This window comes from Pseudoalteromonas sp. ABE4_541 (genome assembly GCF_056312285.1).
The window spans coordinates 29,768-47,186 of the sequence record NZ_JBSVEM010000006.1; the positions used below are offsets into that span (position 1 = coordinate 29,768).

At 43.0% G+C, this 17,419-nt stretch carries 18 protein-coding genes; 7 read left to right on the forward strand and 11 right to left on the reverse strand.

Annotated features, from left to right (window positions below; all coding sequences use genetic code 11):
• Positions 1 to 7: 7 nt before the first annotated feature.
• From recF to dnaA, 3 genes are read right to left on the reverse strand one after another with little or no spacing between them, the layout of a single operon-like run.
• Entirely contained in the window at positions 8 to 1,096 is a 1,089-nt protein-coding gene (gene recF, locus ACW689_RS07525; protein ID WP_476289937.1) for a DNA replication/repair protein RecF, read from the reverse strand.
• Between the two features lie 3 nt (positions 1,097 to 1,099).
• Complete coding sequence (dnaN, locus tag ACW689_RS07530) at positions 1,100 to 2,203, reverse strand: DNA polymerase III subunit beta (RefSeq protein ID WP_476289939.1); 1,104 nt, start codon at positions 2,201 to 2,203, stop codon at positions 1,100 to 1,102.
• Positions 2,204 to 2,217: 14 nt separating this feature from the next.
• A complete protein-coding gene (dnaA, locus tag ACW689_RS07535) occupies positions 2,218 to 3,615 on the reverse strand; it encodes a chromosomal replication initiator protein DnaA (protein WP_476289941.1) in 1,398 nt (465 codons plus the stop codon).
• A 559-nt stretch (positions 3,616 to 4,174) separates the two neighbouring features.
• On the opposite strand from dnaA, the gene rpmH reads away from it, so the two are divergent.
• The 7 genes from rpmH to ACW689_RS07570 all read left to right on the forward strand — a co-directional run bounded on the left by rpmH (position 4,175) and on the right by ACW689_RS07570 (position 9,136).
• Positions 4,175 to 4,309: a 50S ribosomal protein L34 gene (gene rpmH / locus ACW689_RS07540; protein ID WP_008488847.1), complete on the forward strand. Its 135-nt coding sequence runs from the start codon at positions 4,175 to 4,177 to the stop codon at positions 4,307 to 4,309.
• A 6-nt stretch (positions 4,310 to 4,315) separates the two neighbouring features.
• Positions 4,316 to 4,777: a ribonuclease P protein component gene (gene rnpA / locus ACW689_RS07545; protein WP_476289944.1), complete on the forward strand. Its 462-nt coding sequence runs from the start codon at positions 4,316 to 4,318 to the stop codon at positions 4,775 to 4,777.
• Positions 4,778 to 4,835: 58 nt separating this feature from the next.
• Positions 4,836 to 5,129, forward strand: coding sequence for a membrane protein insertion efficiency factor YidD (gene yidD / locus ACW689_RS07550; RefSeq protein WP_476289946.1), 294 nt, complete (start codon positions 4,836 to 4,838; stop codon positions 5,127 to 5,129).
• An 8-nt stretch (positions 5,130 to 5,137) separates the two neighbouring features.
• Positions 5,138 to 6,772, forward strand: a complete 1,635-nt coding sequence (gene yidC / locus ACW689_RS07555; RefSeq protein ID WP_476289948.1) for a membrane protein insertase YidC — start codon at positions 5,138 to 5,140, stop codon at positions 6,770 to 6,772.
• A gap of 344 nt (positions 6,773 to 7,116) precedes the next feature.
• Positions 7,117 to 7,806: a cytochrome c biogenesis protein CcdA gene (locus ACW689_RS07560; RefSeq protein ID WP_476289950.1), complete on the forward strand. Its 690-nt coding sequence runs from the start codon at positions 7,117 to 7,119 to the stop codon at positions 7,804 to 7,806.
• A gap of 9 nt (positions 7,807 to 7,815) precedes the next feature.
• Complete coding sequence (locus ACW689_RS07565) at positions 7,816 to 8,277, forward strand: TlpA family protein disulfide reductase (protein ID WP_476289952.1); 462 nt, start codon at positions 7,816 to 7,818, stop codon at positions 8,275 to 8,277.
• Between the two features lie 10 nt (positions 8,278 to 8,287).
• Positions 8,288 to 9,136, forward strand: coding sequence for a TlpA family protein disulfide reductase (locus ACW689_RS07570; protein ID WP_476289954.1), 849 nt, complete (start codon positions 8,288 to 8,290; stop codon positions 9,134 to 9,136).
• A 161-nt stretch (positions 9,137 to 9,297) separates the two neighbouring features.
• Here ACW689_RS07570 and ACW689_RS07575 read toward each other — a convergent pair whose 3' ends face one another.
• From ACW689_RS07575 to ACW689_RS07610, 8 genes are read right to left on the reverse strand one after another with little or no spacing between them, the layout of a single operon-like run.
• Complete coding sequence (locus tag ACW689_RS07575) at positions 9,298 to 10,473, reverse strand: iron-containing redox enzyme family protein (RefSeq protein ID WP_476289956.1); 1,176 nt, start codon at positions 10,471 to 10,473, stop codon at positions 9,298 to 9,300.
• Between the two features lie 27 nt (positions 10,474 to 10,500).
• Complete coding sequence (locus ACW689_RS07580) at positions 10,501 to 11,238, reverse strand: SDR family oxidoreductase (RefSeq protein ID WP_476289958.1); 738 nt, start codon at positions 11,236 to 11,238, stop codon at positions 10,501 to 10,503.
• Positions 11,239 to 11,253: 15 nt separating this feature from the next.
• Positions 11,254 to 12,201, reverse strand: a complete 948-nt coding sequence (locus ACW689_RS07585; protein ID WP_476289960.1) for an MBL fold metallo-hydrolase — start codon at positions 12,199 to 12,201, stop codon at positions 11,254 to 11,256.
• A gap of 7 nt (positions 12,202 to 12,208) precedes the next feature.
• Positions 12,209 to 13,216, reverse strand: coding sequence for a 3-oxoacyl-ACP synthase III family protein (locus tag ACW689_RS07590; protein ID WP_476289962.1), 1,008 nt, complete (start codon positions 13,214 to 13,216; stop codon positions 12,209 to 12,211).
• On the reverse strand, positions 13,213 to 14,316 hold the full coding sequence (locus ACW689_RS07595) for a 3-oxoacyl-ACP synthase III family protein (RefSeq protein WP_476289964.1): 1,104 nt from the start codon (positions 14,314 to 14,316) through the stop codon (positions 13,213 to 13,215). The genes ACW689_RS07590 and ACW689_RS07595 overlap by 4 nt, the downstream gene beginning before the upstream one ends.
• Positions 14,313 to 15,107, reverse strand: coding sequence for a hypothetical protein (locus ACW689_RS07600; RefSeq protein ID WP_476289966.1), 795 nt, complete (start codon positions 15,105 to 15,107; stop codon positions 14,313 to 14,315). Before ACW689_RS07600 ends, ACW689_RS07595 begins: the two co-directional genes overlap by 4 nt.
• Entirely contained in the window at positions 15,104 to 15,820 is a 717-nt protein-coding gene (locus ACW689_RS07605) for a glutathione S-transferase family protein (RefSeq protein WP_476289968.1), read from the reverse strand. Before ACW689_RS07605 ends, ACW689_RS07600 begins: the two co-directional genes overlap by 4 nt.
• Positions 15,817 to 17,412 (reverse strand): class I adenylate-forming enzyme family protein, encoded by a 1,596-nt coding sequence (locus ACW689_RS07610; RefSeq protein WP_476289970.1) that lies wholly within the window; start codon positions 17,410 to 17,412, stop codon positions 15,817 to 15,819. Before ACW689_RS07610 ends, ACW689_RS07605 begins: the two co-directional genes overlap by 4 nt.
• Positions 17,413 to 17,419: the final 7 nt, after the last annotated feature.

Genomic DNA, 17,419 nt, shown 5'->3' on the forward strand with positions numbered 1-17,419 from the left:
CTTCCAATTATTTTGTTATTAAGCTGCCATGTTTCACGTGGAACATACTACATGCTCTTTGCATGGATTCCACCACAGCAGAAATACTTTCAGAGGTGATCGCCGTAATGAACAGTTGCGACTGACATTGTGCTAACAAGGCAGATACGTTCTGCATTGTCTCTTCACCTAATTCTGAAGGTAAATCATCTATAAGCAGTATTGACTGCTTATCTGTCTCTGACTCAATCAAACTATTCTGCGCCACTTTGAGTGCATACAAAAGTAGCTTGAGTTGGCCACGAGATAATATATTCTCTACGCCATGGCCTTGAACATAAAAGCTAAAGTCAGCTTTATGGGGACCCTTACTTGTATAGCCAAGCTTTGTATCCCGCTCAAATTGCTGCTTTAACTGCGTTGCCAGGCAATCTTTCCACCCAGCATCATAGCGTATTTCTAGCTCAGAAAATATGGGTATTTGACATACTATTTTATCAAAAAATAGCGCCTCAAACCTACTTATATAAGCTTTTCTGTAATTATTTATTTGTTCCGCTAGACGTACAAATTCTTTGTCCCAAAATTGCACCTGTTCCGTGTAATTTGAAGGCCGAGATTTGAGTAAAGCGTTGCGTTGTTTCAATACTTTATTAAAGCTACGCCACGCATCAAAAAAAGCATGTTCCACGTGGAACACGCCCAAATCTAAAAATTTTCGTCGCTCTTTTGGCCCACCAAAAAACAATTCGTAGCTCTCAGGGGTGATCACTTGAACGGGAATTAACTGAGCAAGTTCAGACATTTTTCGGCTTGCTTGGCCTTGGATCTTGAGCTTAGTTTCACCCTGCGTATCTTTACTAATACCGACCGGTATAGACAAGTTATGTATTTGTTTTTTGGCGTGAACGACACAACGTGTTCGTTCGTGGCGAATAAGGATTTTATGTTTGTTAGTACGAAAAGACTTGCCGTGAGAAAGAAAATAAATCGCTTCGAGTAGTGACGTTTTACCGCTACCATTGGCCCCGTATATAATATTAATATCTGGACTGGGCTGAAACGATAATGCCTCGATGTTTCTAAAATCACCGAGGCTTAAATGGGTCAAACTCATAAACTACAGACGCATTGGCATCACAACATAAGTGGCTTCTTCGTCCCCAACACCCTCAATAAGCGCACTGCTATTTGAGTCGAGCAAAGTAAACTGCACATCTTCTGTTTTTAGGGTGTTCAATACATCGAGTACATAAGACACATTAAAGCCGATTTCTAAATCGTCTCCCTGATAGCCCACTTCAACCACTTCTTCCGCTTGCTCTTGCTCTGGGTTATTCGCACTAATTTTCAAAATGCCATTAGACAAGTTCAAACGTACGCCACGAAACTTTTCATTAGATAGAATTGAAACTCGTTGGAACGCGCTACGTAACCACTCGCGATTAGCATGAACCAACTTGTCGCCACCTCTTGGCAACACACGTCGATAATCCGGGAAACGACCATCAACCAACTTACTGGTAAAAATAAATTCAGAATCAATCAAACGTACATGATTGGCGCCGAACTGAATGGTGATGAGCTCATCATCCGCTGGCATCAAGCGCATGATTTCTTGCACCCCTTTTCTAGGAATGATCAATTGACGCTGAGTGTTTACAGAGCTGCTTAATGTTTTTTGCGCAATGGCTAAACGATGTCCATCAGTAGCAACCGTTTTGATTTCGTTGTTATCAACTTCAAAAGACATACCATTCAAGTAATAACGTACATCTTGGTTTGCCATCGAAAAATGCGTGCTCTCAAGCAACTTTCTCAACTCCAAACGTGTACATTGAAACTCAACTTCACCATCCCATTGTTCGAGGTTAGGGAAATCTTCCGCTGCTAGCGTGGTAAGAGAAAAGCGACTTTTGCCACTTGTCAGCAGCAGTTGGTGTTCTTGGCTCGCTAACTTTAACTCACTGCTATCGGGTAAGCTTTTACAAATATCGAGCAGCTTTTTTGCTGGCAATGTAATTTTCGCATCAGCTGATGGTGCATCCAACTCAACTGTAGCAACGAGTTCAATTTCAAGGTCAGTACCTGTCATAGCCAAAGTACCATCTTTTATTTCCAACAATACATTAGAAAGGATCGGCAACGTGTGTTTGCGCTCAATCGCTCCCGACACCTGCATTAATGGCTTCAAAAATTGCTCTCTGGAAATCGTAATTTGCATAACTTAAACAGCCCTTAAGATGACAATGTTCTGATCAGGTTTTGGTAATCTTCTTTTACTTCATGAGACTCATCACGAAGTGCCTTCACTTTACGACATGCATGAAGAACCGTAGTGTGGTCCCTGCCACCAAACGCGTCGCCAATTTCTGGCAAGCTATGGTTTGTTAATTCTTTTGATAACGCCATCGCAACTTGTCGAGGTCTAGCCACTGAGCGGCTGCGACGTTTTGATAATAAATCAGATACACGAATACGATAATATTCAGCCACCGTACGCTGAATATTGTCGATGGTTACGAGTTTATCTTGTAGCGCCAACAAATCGCGCAACGCTTCTTTTACAAAATCGATAGAAATAGGCCGCCCGGTGAAATTTGCATTTGCGATAACGCGGTTCAACGCTCCCTCTAACTCACGCACATTCGAACGCAATTTCTTAGCAATAAAAAACGCCACTTCATGAGGCAAAGTAATATTACTTTGCTGCGCTTTCTTCATTAATATTGCGACACGAGTCTCAAGCTCAGGCGGTTCGATGGCGATGGTTAAACCCCAACCAAAACGAGATTTCAATCTGTCTTCAACACCTTCAATTTCTTTTGGGTAACGATCAGACGTTAGAATGATTTGCTGATTACCTTCAAGCAAAGCATTAAAGGTATGGAAAAACTCTTCTTGTGAACGCTCTTTATTAGCAAAAAATTGAATATCATCAATCATCAAAGCATCGACACTACGATAGTAGCGTTTGAATTCCTCAATCGCATTATTTTGCAACGCTTTAACCATATCTTGAACAAAACGCTCTGAGTGCATATAAACAATTTTTGCATCTGGTTTTTTATCTAAAATGCCATTGCCTACTGCATGTAATAAATGCGTTTTACCTAAGCCGGTTCCACCATAAATAAACACAGGGTTAAACGCTGAACCCGGATTATCTGCAACTTGCGTTGCAGCCGCTTTTGCAAGCTGGTTTGATTTACCCTCAACAAAGTTATCAAAGGTATAGTTTTCTTTGATGTTTGGTTTATAAGCTGATTTTGGCGCGGGTTCGACTTTTTCCGACACCGCACTGGCTTTAGATGGACTGCTTGTTTCGTTAGCAGGTGTCGCAGCTGTAGTCGGTTTATCCGCAACCGTTGCCGCGGCATTACCAAGTATTGGCTTGCTACCCACGTCAAAACGAAGCTCGGGCGCTTCATCTCCACAAATCTCAATGAGTAACTCATTAATGCGGTTTAGGTATTTTTCTCTCACCCAATCCAATACAAACCTATTAGGCGCGTAAATAGTTAAGGTATCTTCGGTACTTTCTGCCTGAAGGGGTCTAACCCACATGCTAAATTGCTGAGATGGCAATTCATCCTGCAATACATATAAACAACTTTGCCAAACCGACAGATACACACTGAACTCCAAAAGCAGTTAATATTCCCGGTCACCGAATAAGGTGAAAAAAGAGGCGGGAATTTTCGTTTATTATCATAAAATTATTCGTGGAAGCCGAGTATTATGAAGTGATCTTATCCACAACTTCAATATTGACTTTTTTAAAAATGAGGATCTTGTTGATAAAAAATTTCAAACCACTGTTTCTCAACAACTTTTATTTTAGATCCAAGAGTAAGATCATAGCAAAAAAGCTATAAGATCTCATCCTTATTTTAAGATCTATTTTAGTTTTCCAAAGCTTTTTGCCATATTTCACCCAATCCCTGTGGAAAACTTCAATCAGATCAGATCGTTTTCGATCTGCTAGGTTGTTCGAAAGATCTTGCTATATAATAGTACCAACCCTAACTGGCAGGCTGATTTTGGCCGGTGGCGCAAAAAACCACCAGTAAAGTAAGATTATGATTGACTTTAGGGCCTGTCGGCATTACTATCTCGCGCTCGCAATGGCACCTGTGCCAGGATCGCGACCTGCATAGGATGTTTTAAACTTAACCGATCGGATGGAATTGTTATGAAAAGAACTTTTCAACCTAGCGTATTAAAGCGCAAACGTACTCACGGTTTCCGTGCTCGCATGGCAACTGCAAATGGCCGTAAAGTACTAGCACGTCGTCGTGCTAAAGGCCGTAAAGTACTTTCTGCTTAATACTTAGTGGAAAGCTTTAGCTTTGGCAGGGAGTTACGTCTGTTAACTCCCTCGCATTACTCCCGAATATTTCAAGAGCCTGCTCGCGCAGCAACCCCCTTTTTTACTTTACTTGCAAAGCCTAATAATGTTGGACAACCGCGTCTCGGTTTAACTGTGGCCAAAAAGCGCTGTAAGTTAGCCTGCCAACGTAATCGTATCAAGCGACTCGCTCGCGAAAGTTTCCGCTTGAATCAACATAAACTCGATAACATTGATATTGTGTTAATGGTTAAAGATGGCATCGCGCAGCAAAGTAATGAAGAGCTCACTAAGCAACTCGATAAATTATGGCGAAAAATTAACGAGCGCTGTAAGCCAGGTGCGCCAAAACCTAAGCCGTTTAAAAAGCGTACGAACAATCAAGCTAAGCCAAAAAAGTCTCCACCAAAGGCTGAGCAAAAGCGCGATAATAAGCCCCGCTCATAGCTTTAGCACCTGATTTAAGGTATCTTTAGCTCACCTTTTGAACATAGTTTGTGTGACAATGACCAATAAAGCGTTTCAGCCTTGGTATAGACATTTAAATGCGTTACCAAAAGCAGTATTAATTACTGTGATCAAAGGCTATCAACGCTTTATCAGCCCAATGCTTGGGCCCCATTGTCGTTTTAATCCAACTTGCTCTCATTATGCAATTGAGGCGATAAATTGCCACGGATTGCTAAAAGGGAGTTGGTTGTCTTTAAAACGCATATTAAAATGTCACCCTTTAAGCGCAGGTGGGGATGATCCCGTGCCTGCTAAATCAACCCAAGTTAAACACCAACACGAGAAATAAGAGCTGTTATGGAATCACAACGCACGTTTTTATTTATCGGTTTAATGCTTGTATCGTTTTTATTGTTTCAAGAATGGAACAATACTTACAACAAGCCACTAACTGATACCAGTGCCACCACACAAGTGACCACCCCTACGTCAACCCCAGCACAAAATGATATCCCGGCCTCAAGCCAAGGGGATGTACCTGTTGCCGCAACTAAAGCAATCCGCTCTACGATTTCTGTTACTACAGATTTGTTTGCGGTGAAGATTGATACTAAAGGTGGTGATATTGTTGAAGCAAAATTACTTCAACATGCTGAAACACATGGCAGTGAAGAGCCTTACCTGCTGCTAGGCGAGTTTGAAAACAAGCAATATATCTCACAAAGTGGCTTGATTGGCTTAAATGGCCCTGACGCTTCTCGTGATGGTCGCCCTGTTTATCAAACATCGCAACAGGCTTACACGTTAAGTGGTGACGAATTACGTGTGCCACTTACCTACGTTGATAACAAAGGTGTTACCTTTACTAAAACCTTTGTATTCAAAGCGGGCAAATACGATGTAAGCCTTGAGTACAATGTAAACAATACAAGCGCCGACCCAATCCAAGTGCAGTTGTATACACAAGTTAAACGTACTGCTCAAGGCAAAGGCAGCATGGTTGACCAAACCTATTTAGGTGCTGCTTATGGTACGAGTGAAGATCCATATGAAAAGTACAGCTTTGACGATATGGCCGAAGCGAATCTGAATAAGAATACCCAAGGTGGTTATATCGCCTTTATCCAACACTATTTCGTGAGTGCTTGGGTACCGGACCAAAACGTCAATAGCACAATTTATACATCATTGCGCAATGGACAAGGTATCGTGGGTGTTAAAAATGAGCCAGTTAACATTGCAGCGAACAGCACAGCAGTACTTAGCTCAACCTACTATATGGGTCCTAAAGATGGCGATGCACTTGAAGCCATTCAACCAGACCTTCATCTAACTGTCGACTATGGTTGGTTGTGGTTTATCTCTAAGCCATTATTTGTATTATTGAAGCTAATTTATGGTGTCGTCGGTAACTGGGGTATAGCCATTATTGCAATCACTATCATAGTTAAAACTGCTCTCTACCCACTCACTAAAGCGCAGTATACTTCAATGGCTAAAATGCGCATGCTTCAGCCAAAAATGCAGGCTCTAAAAGAGCGTTATGGTGATGACCGTCAAAAATTCGGTCAGGCAACCATGGAACTTTACCGCAAAGAAAAAGTAAACCCTATGGGTGGCTGTCTACCTTTATTACTACAGATGCCTATTTTCTTAGCGCTATTCTACGTTTTCTTAGAGTCAACCGAGTTACGTCATGCAGAGTTCGCGCTGTGGTTAACTGATCTATCATCAAAAGACCCATACTACATCTTACCACTGCTATTTGGTGCAAGTATGTTCTTAACGCAAAAGTTGCAACCAATGACGGTTACAGACCCAATGCAGCAAAAAATGATGACGTACATGCCACTGGTGTTTACTTTCTTCTTCGTGATTTTCCCATTCCCTTCAGGTTTGGTACTTTACTGGTTAGTCTCTAACTTGATCACCATTGCTCAGATGCTTGTCATCTACCGTGGTATGGAGAAAAAAGGGTTAAAGGTGAGATAACATCCACCTCGTATTACTCAAGATAAAACGCTCACTGTTCTGTGGGCGTTTTTTTTTGTCTTGTTACTGCCTCAAGTCAAGGCATCCACCTTGTTAATCAATGTTCCGGCCTACTCACTTCACACACAATCCAAACAATCACATCTCTTTTGTTCGCAACAACCAAACTCTGTTAAAAAATATGCCTAATTCAGACAAAATTCTTATCAACTAAAGTCTAATAACTTAATGATTTAAATATTTATATTTATTTTATATAGATTTAAGGCGTTATTGATACCAATCTCTGGCATATCAATTAACTTTGAAGCGAAACATTCACCGACGCAGCAAAGTTAAAGCACATGTCAGAATCCTTTTTTATTGATTTATTACAGCAAGACACGCCCAGTCTGTATTGGCTTGGCGTCGCACTATTGATGGGCATACTGACCAGTCTGTCTCCTTGCATCTATCCAATTATCCCGATCACTGTTGCAACTTTAGGGCAACAAGAAAGCGGCTCACCTATTGCCTTAAGAGCACTGCTTTACTGCTTAGGCGTAGCAGCAGTTTATACCTTGCTCGGTGCCACAGCGGCCATGACAGGGCAATTCTTTGGCACGGTGGCAAGCAATCCCATTGTGCAAATTGCCTTTGCCAATCTATTACTGCTGTTTGCTTTCATACTCAAAGGCTGGCTTCCACTACCTGCATTTATTACGCAGCAAAGCTTTCACACCAACTCAAAATCGGCATTTTTGATGGGCATCGCCAGTGGCTTCGTGGCTGCACCATGCAGTTCACCGGTGTTGGCCGCAATACTACTTTTCGTCGCTGAAAAACAGAGCCTATCTTGGGGCGTATCAATTCTCTTCATGTTTTCAGTTGGTATGTGCTTACTTCTATTTTTTGCTGGGGTATTTAGCGGGTTTATCAGCAAACTGCCAAAGTCAGGGAAATGGCTTAATACCATTCAATGGAGCCTGTTTTTGCTATTCCTCATTATGAGTGAATATTACCTGTTGCGTGCCGGACAACTTTTATATTTATAAGGATCAACAATGAAATATCTAACCTCTCTGAGCGCTGCTGCGCTCGCTGTTGCAAGCTTTTCTAATCAAGCAGTGGAGTCAGTTGCTCCCCCTTTTAAAGCAACCGCGATTTCTGGTCAAACACTGCCTACAGGCAATGCGCCAATCTACCTAAAGTTTTGGGCCACTTGGTGCAGCTATTGTTTGGAGGAAATGCCACACCTACAAGAGACCTATGAACACACCAAAGATACTTTAGAGGTCATTTCAGTCAATATTGGCTTTAACCAAAATGTAGGGCTTGTTAAGCGCTTTTTGGACAAGCATGAATACACTATGCCCACGATTTTCGACGAACATGGAGAATTGGTAAAAAAATTCCATGTGACAGGTACCCCAACACACATTTTGCTTAACTCGCAAGGCAAGGAAGTATTTCGCAGTGCACTGTTAACTGATGAACTAAAACAGCGTCTTAGCGCACTAAAATAAGGAGCATCTGATGAAAAAAAGACACATTCTGGTCAGTCTACTTTCGCTATTGGCCGTCAGTGAGCCAAGCCTTGCCGTTAATATTCCAAAGCAAGGTGGCGCTTTTCAAATGCTGAAAAAAGAAACGGCGTTAAACCCTTTAAAACACGGCAAGGTAGAGGTTATTTTTATTAATCTATGGGACGAATACTATACCCCCACCGCTTTGCCAGCCAAGCAAGAAGGTGTTACGCGTATTTTTTTGCAGCCGGATATTAATGTTGATAGCAATGTACTCAGCAGCTTTTTAATTGCGCATCCACAGTTTTCAGGGCTAAAAATCGACAAGAGTCAAAAGCTCGCCTTAGAGCTGGGTGTATGGCAAACCCCATCTCAAGTATTGCTCAATGACGGAGAAGTAACAGCAATTAACTTTCTGGGTGATAAATCCGTATCCAGTGAGACCATAAGTCATGAAAATATACTGCATGAAGGACAACAAGAAGCAACTGTGACACTCAAAGATATGAGTGGCAACCGCCATCGCTTTGGTCCTGAGAACAACGCTCAAGTACTATTTTTTAGCGATGCCTTGTGTCCTTTTCAACATCTGCCTAAATGCGAGCAAAAAATCAAAGCTAATAATCGTTTGGTAAACTTAAATCAGCTGCCAGTCAAAACCATCATCAAGCCATTTTACATTTCTCTTCAGGACGTGACATCGTACCAACAACGCTTTGCACTGAACCATCCTGTCATATTGGATGAGCATAATCAGCTGTTCCAAAAATATCAGATCACAAGTTTGCCGTACTGGGTTGTTTTAAACGATGAAGATGAAGTGATATATCGCGGTGAAAAGCCCCCGAAACGACTTTAAAAGACATTCTCTATCCCTTTTAAAATCGACGGCTTCGGCTGTCGATTTTTTATGCCACTTAAACCCAGACATATTGATACCCTATTGACTCGGATAAGCCGACAATAAAAAAGCCATGTAAATGTACATGGCTTTAAGGTATTAACGAAGTTAATACAGCTTTATACTGCAACGTTATCTGGCTGCTGGCGATAACTACGTTCGGTATTTTTCGCAAAACAGCGAGTAAAGCCATAATCGGTGAGAGCGAGTACTTTAAGCGGTGTATCGCCAGTGTTTTGCGTATAGTGATCATACCAACGCGGTACATAGGCCAAGTCTCCCGCAGAAACCTTGATCTCTTGCTCACCCACATGCACGATGCCCGAACCACTTAACACATAAAAAACCGACTCATGGGCATGGCGATGTTTTTCATTGCGTTTACCTACGGGGATCTCTAATAAACGCGGGTCGATCACTTCACTAGCCACTTTGAAGCGCGTCACTTCAAAACTAACACTTTGATCATCTGCACTATTTTTGTACAGCGGTACGCCTTGTTTATTCGTTACGCTAGCGTGAAAATCATTCACCTGTGCAAGCGCTGCGTAAGGCTTTTCATCCGTTACCTGTTTTATCAACTGGTTCAACTGGCGCGCTTCAAGCTCTTCATAAAGCTTTGTAAAATAACGATCACGTAAAGTAAGTGAGTGATCAATCGCTTCTTCTATTGCCAACCAGTGTGTCTCTGTATCATCGTTGCAGGCATCTAATGCAATTGCTTCGATCACTTCGGAATGTTCATCGTCACATTCCATATGTAAGCTCAAATAAAGTAGCTCTTCTGCTGGCACGCCTAGCTCAGTTAAGCCATTGAACCAGTGGCTGTATATACGAGGTACTACGCCTTCTGTACCCCAACCAAGAAATGCTGCGGCACGGATCAAGTCACCATTTTTTAAGTAGTCTAAGCACTCATTAAAGTAGTTGACGGTGTAATCTCTAAATTCGGTCGCATCTGGATTATCCAAAGAGAAGGTATTGGTGATCATGCGACGTAGTAAATTAGAGTGGCAGTTTTCTTGATCTTCTTCACCTGCTTCTTCCCACAAGTTATGAGACAGCTCTGCACGGTAGTAATCATTGTCACACTGCATCATGAGCGCTGATAATAAACGCGTAAAACCACGCGAATAATAAAAGTGCTGACTAATCACAAAGCCATAATCTTCTAGGCTTAATGTGTTGTTATTACAAGCAACTAATAGCGGGTTTTGCCAAATAGGGTGCTTAGCGACAAATGATTCGAAACGTTCACCAATACGTTGATGACGACTATTTTCATGTTTAGCCATTTTTTCTTTCCTTAGTGATAATGTGATTTACCAGGCTAACTGCTGGTTGTCTAAAACAAATTGACCATGGTAGTTTTTAGTCGGCTCTAAAGTGGCATTGACAATACTGCGAGCGCCTTGCTCTGCGCTTCTTGGTGCTGCATCAGTGCCCATATCCGTTTGGCACCACCCTGGTGATACGACACTCACCGCCAAATTCGATTGCGCATACTCTTTAGCGAGCTGTGCTGAGTACATGTTCAGCGCCGCTTTTGAAATGCGATACGCAGTACCATTTACGCCGTAATATTCGTTATTTGAGTCGGCCGCATAAGAGACTGAGCCTAAGTCACTGCTAACGTTAATCACTTTCGCAGAGGATGATTGCTCTAGCAGCGGTAGCAAGTGCTGCGTAATCTCAATGGTGCCAAATAAGTTTGTTTTGAGTGTGTCGTTCAACTCATCAAGATCAAGCTTGGACGCGCTCGACTCCCAATCGAAAAACACACCCGCATTGTTGATCAATGCATCCAAACGTTGATAACGATTGTTCAAAGTCTGTGCGAACGCTTTGATGCTATTCGAATCACTGATATCCAATTGTATAAAGTCTGCTTCTAAGCCCTGCTCTGCAAGTAAATGACACGCAGCCTCTCCAGCTTGTACATTTCTAGCTGTTAACACCACCTTATGCCCCAATTCGGCAAGTTGTTTCACCGTTTCGAAACCTAGCCCTTTATTTGCCCCTGTAACCACTATCAGTTTTTGCGCTTGATTATTACTCATGCCTATTGTCCTTATTTATTCGGCTAATTCAGGTTGAGGTACTACGCCAAGCAGTGTCAGCATTAACAAAGTACCGTTGTAGTGAAGTTTTTTAGACACAAATGTGCCTGTGGATTCGCGTGTTTGCTCTGAGATATATTGCGCCGTTTTTTCCGCGTTTTGCCCATACTCTTCAAAAGCTTGTTTCGCTTGTTCTATAAAGCGATATACCCCTTGCTCGGCGAGTTTAGGCGCACTTTGTGCAAGCGTCCCATACAGCACGCCGTGATGGCCCAATACCAGCTGTTCAATCTCTAAAGCTTGTAATTTAGCTAACGACGCAAGGTATGCAGGGTAATCTTGGAAAATCAGCGGTTCCCACTGATTGGGTGACACCATTTCGCCCAACGTATCGGATACGTATAAACGTTTGTATTTAGGCTCATAGTAACTCAGCAAGCATTTAGCATGGCCAGGGGTGGTCAATGCAACCATGCTGTGATCATCATCAAAATGAACTTCGTCGCCATCTTCAAGCACCGTTACTGGTATATCCGCCAAAGCCATTCTGTGTTTTTCAAGCTCAGCATCGGCTTGCTCTGCCTCAGGCATAATACGGTACAAGCTTTGAGTTAGTTTGTACGTGACTGCATTGGCCTTAGGGTTACTTAAGGCTTTTTTAGTCAGCGCCGACGCATAAACTTTGGCATTCGGTAACCAAGGTAACAGTAATGGCACAGCACCAATATGATCATAATGAGAGTGGGTAATAAACCAATGTTTAATCAAGCCCAAATCCGACACGATACTTTTTAACTGCCTAAGAATAAGCGGAGCAAGCGGCTCAACTGAGCCCTCTATCAACGCCCAGCCATCGGACACTTTTAACAAGAATATCGGCACATCGATGGTGCCAAGTAGGTGCAAGCCGCTCTCATGCTCACCCATGTGCTGTTGCCACAATAATTGACTATCTTGCATCATCCACCCCTTAAAATTGCACCAATGCACCGGCCCATGTGGCACCAGCACCATAGGATAATATCAATACCCGATCAGCAGATTTAACTACGCCTTCATGGCAACTTTGGGCAAGCGTGACCGCCGTTGAAGCCGAAGCCATGTTCCCGTATTTGGTGACATTGATTGGCATCTTTTGTGGGTCTATATCCAAACGCGCTTGGATCTCTTCCAGCATGCGTAAGTTAGGCTGGTGCACAATAAACTTATCGATGTCCGCAACAGTCAGGTTGTTACGCGCTAATAGCTGCTGGGCAACTTCACAAAATTTACTTACCCCATGTTGGAAAACATCAGGACCGTTCATACGCATGAAGCTATGCCCTTCATGGCCATCATTGGCACGGTGAAACTGTTGCTGCGCACTGCCTGGCACACGTGTGACCAAGCTTTCCCATTGTCGTCCATCACCATTGATCATGATATCGAGGAGTTGGCCGGTCATTTGGCTACCATCGCGAGGCTGATCCGACACAACCGCAGCACCACAACCATCCCCTAGCATTACCGCTAAATTTCGCCCTTCATCACTGGTATCCATGCGTTTGGACAATAATTCACCTGCCACGACTAAGATGCAGCGTTTATCATTGGCGGTAATAAAGTTTTTAGCGATATTAATGCCATAAAGTAACCCGCTACACTGGGCGCGAATATCAAATGCAGGCACTTCCTCTAGCCCTAACTTGCTAGCAAGAATGCACGCTTGCGCTGGATCGTGTACATCAGGACTCAGCGTATTGACGATCAACATGTCGATGTCTTCGATATTCACTTTGGCGCTTTCAAGCGCCATTTTCGCAGCCTCTAACATTAAATCGCTGCACGCCTGCTCTGGCTTGGCGTGAAAGCGTGTTTCAACGCCTATTCGATTGCGAATAAACTCGTCAGAAGTATTAATAACTTTTGATATCATGTGGTTATCAACACGATTGCTTGGTAAGTAAAAACCAGTGCCTAAAATATAAGATGGGTTCATCGTTGTTCATTCCTTGTTGCTGCTTGGCTGTCTATCTCGCTTTGGTGTATCTGCGCGCTGTACTTTGGTAACTCACCCAGCTGCCACACTTGTGCACCAAACCCCCAGCCAACGGAAGGGCTGGCAATAATGATTTGGCTATTCGCTGCAATCTTTTGCTGCTGCAATGCCAAGTTGAAAGCAAGTGGCATCGCCGCTGATACAGCACAACCATACTCTTGCATGATTTTGATGGTTTTTTCTGGGGGAATATTCAAAAAAGCGCACCATGCATCAATCAGCTTTCGTGCCGGTTGATGGAACACAAAAAAGTCAATATCGGTGGTTTGTAATGCCTGCTTTTCCAGCGCCTTGAACACTAATTTAGGCAGCGTTTTTGGCACAAATTTGCCCATTTCACTGGCGCCACCATCATGCATATGAAAGCTCAATCCAGTCGCTGTTTTGGGGGTTTTATCCCAATTTACGGTCGCCAGTTCATAGTTTTGAGAAAAACTCTGGTACGCCTGAGATTGAATACCTAAACGCGGATCGTCATGGCGACTCAAAACAATCGCGGCATAACCATCACCAAAGTTCATGCCATTAGCATGTGTTCTATCGAGGGAGTTACTCGATGTTTCAAATACCACCAGCAATACATGCTTTGCACGACCCATTTTTATAGCATTATGACCAATTTGCATGGCATCCATCATCGTTGAGCACTCATTTTGAATGTCAAATTCAATGGCTTTTTCAAGACCTAGCATTTGTTTGAGCGCTTGACTCACTCGCGGATAGAGCAATTTTTCAGGCAAGCCACAGTCGTCATTTTTTGCCAGTTGCACCACATTGGTCGTACCGCAAATAAACATATCTATATCTTCAGCTGATAACTGAGCTAAAGATACCGCTTCTGCTGCGACGCTATGAGCAAGCGCTAATGGCGTGTGACGTTCATTATCTGTGAAAAATCGTTGCTCTATTCCCCACTTATCTTGCCAAGCCTGTTGGTCTTCCGTGCTTATCTGACTAAACCACTGATCATCAAAATTCTTAACCGCAATATTCGGCACTCTGGCCGCAACGGCTTTGATCGTTACTCCACATGTATTCATCGCTTCCCCCCAACTTCTAATTCACGCGCTAGCAAACGCTTGCGAAACACTTCATAACTCACCCACAGCACACAAGCCGATTGTGTGTTGAGTGACGCCCAGCTTTGCCATTGCATTTCGGGTTGCTCTCGCTGTAAATGACGATACACTTGCGCTTGCAAATAGGGAGGAAGATCGAGTAAAACCGGAACCGAGCTATCATTGTGTTTTACCAATTGCATCACTGCGTCACATAACAAAGTACTCTCATGCTCATCTGCGGCAGATATATCAACCTTATTATCATCAGTAAGTACTAACGTACGCTCATCGTTTAGCGGCAATACCTGACTGTGCATTACACAACTTGTGGCTGTATCCGATTTGCTCAATAACGCAGCGCGAGCGCCATTAAATAGCTGCGATGCAACAGGCTGTGCAAACGAGTTGGCTTCCACAACCAACACCCTTTGCATATCAGTACAAGTAAGATAACCATTTGCAATCTCAAAGGCTTGTGCCCATGATGTGTCTTGTAAGTCCAGCACAAAGGCATTACTCGCCTGTATATGATGCTGAATGGGATAACCCAAGCGAGGTGACTGTATCGATGTATCCTCGGTTAAATGATCAACACTCATACTCAGCGTTAAGATCAAATCAATACTTTGGGCAGTCACTTGATTATCAGATAGAAAATTAGGTAACACATCGCTGATATAGTCCATGCAAGTGCCACGCGTGTTGCCCGTTGCAATTAACTCTTTTGATAAACCCATCAGCTGCAAGGTATTGGTTGCTTGCGTATTCATACTGCACATTCCTTTTGCATATTCATCTGTAAAAAATCTGCGTAAAAGCGGCTGCGCTTACTGAGTAGCACGCTCAGTTGCTGCACATAATCATCTGGCAGTAATGCGCTAAACTTAGGCACTTGTAATTGCGTGCCATTACGTAAATTGGGCAGTGAACGAAGCGCGACAATCTGCTCGCTGAGCTGCCCATCAAACAGTTGATCTAAGGTTTTCAACAGTAATACCAGTGGCATCAACCAAACATGTCTCAAAGATGATTGTTGGCCATTAAGCTCACCTAACAGAGGTAAAATAGGCTGTAATGCTGCGTTAAGTGCTTGCAGATGCTCTGCAAACTCTTTTTGCTCTGATGCGCCCATTAAGGTACTAATTTTGCTGTGTGCAAAGTCAATTGCAGCCATGTCATTCAACACTTTTGCCTTTTCCCATGCATCATTTGGTAACAAATTATATTCTCGGTACACTTGCGCTAACCACAGTGCTATCACGGTAGAGTCACAAATACTATCGTTATCAACGACTAAGGTTGGTACTCTCGCCAATGGGTTGTAACGTAGTAACGATGCAGGCTTTGCTTGGTAAATATCGATTTCCGTATATTGGTGATCGAGCTCCAGTAACGCCAATGCATAACGTACACGCATCACATACGGACAAATACCATATCCAAATAACTCTAAACGCGGTGGTAATAAATGTGACTTATTCATGCAACCTCCATAAGTTGACGAAGTCGGCGTTTTAACTTTTTGCCTGTAACACCGGTATGAGCATGTGCCGATTGGAATGTCAGCGCGGACAATAATGGTATTTCATTCAGTTCAAGCATTTTGTTGATCTGATTGAGCAATAGTTCAGGGATCACTAACTCAGCTTCAGGTATAAGCTCCACACAAATGTGTGCTTCATTCACTCCCGATTGATCTGATGGTGCTGCGAAGATACTGCATTCAAAAATGTCGCTAAAATGCGTTAAAATCAGCTCTTCGGTTAAACAACTGTAAATCGTGCCTTGTGCTGTATAAACTGGATCAGTCGTGCGATCCACATGGTAAAAAAACCCTTGCTCATCAAAATAGGCCAAATCACCCGTTAACCAATAACCTGCTAGTTTTGCTTTTTCTGTTAACTCGGGGTTATTCCAATATCCCGCTGTCACAGTATTCGATTTCACACCAAGTTGGCCGATTTCTCCTGCTGATAACTGCTCGCCATTTGGCCCTAAGATTGCGGCTTCAACCCATTCAAATGCGCGACCAATACAACGATTAAATTTATTTTCTGCCAGCGAATGAATATTTCTAAACATGGCAAAGCCAAACTCTGAAGAGCCAAGGTTATCAATAAACACCGACCCCGCTTGGCGCTGTCCATTGGCATAATGATGCCCAAGGGCAATCAGCTTGCGAATATGAGATTCATGGTTCGCGTCACCCGTTGCTATCCAGTAGCCCACCGATTTAAAATCTTCCGGATCAAGCTTCTCACGACATAAGTCAACGTAGGTTTTTGGAAAAGCAACGACCAAATCATGACGATACTCCCGCATGCTTTGACTAATCGCATTGGCGCTTTTATCAGTCAGTACATGAACCTTTGCACCACGTAATAAGCTGGACATCAATACCGAGATAGCGGAACTGTGAGAGTGTGGCAATGCACTCAACACACGCTCCCCTTTTTGTTTGTGCAATTGGCTTCTCACACCAAAGAAAAAGCCTTCGTGACTAAACATCACAGCTTTGGGTATACCCGTTGTGCCTGAAGTATGTGCTAATAGCACAACATCGTCTGATTGATACTGTTTAGCTGGCGGCACGGGCTCTGAACACATCACCATCAACTGTTTATCAGTCATCAATTGTAGTGAGTCGCATTCCAATTGACGCAAAGCAGTATCCTGCTGTTCATCACAGATAAGTACATTTACTTTATTCATTTGGCAAAACGCCAAGGTGATCTCAGGTGCGAGCTTGTTGTTGATGGCGACCGTGACAGCGCCTAAACGAGTCAATGCAAGGTAATGCAAGAAATAGCTTAGGTTGTCTTGTAAATACAAGCCCACTAAATCCCCTTTATGTACGCCCAACGCGCAATACTTGCTCGCAATTTGTGCTGCACACTGCTGTAACAATCTGATACTAAAAGTAGTTTGCTGGCCAGCATAAAGAGGGATGGCCTGATCAACTTGTAAAGCACTGGCATTGATATCAACGTCTTTAGTTGCAAGCACATCGAGAAAATTTCCTGCGCCAATTTTTTTATCTTCTTGTATTTGTCTAATTATTTCTTTTGAAAACATCTTTCAT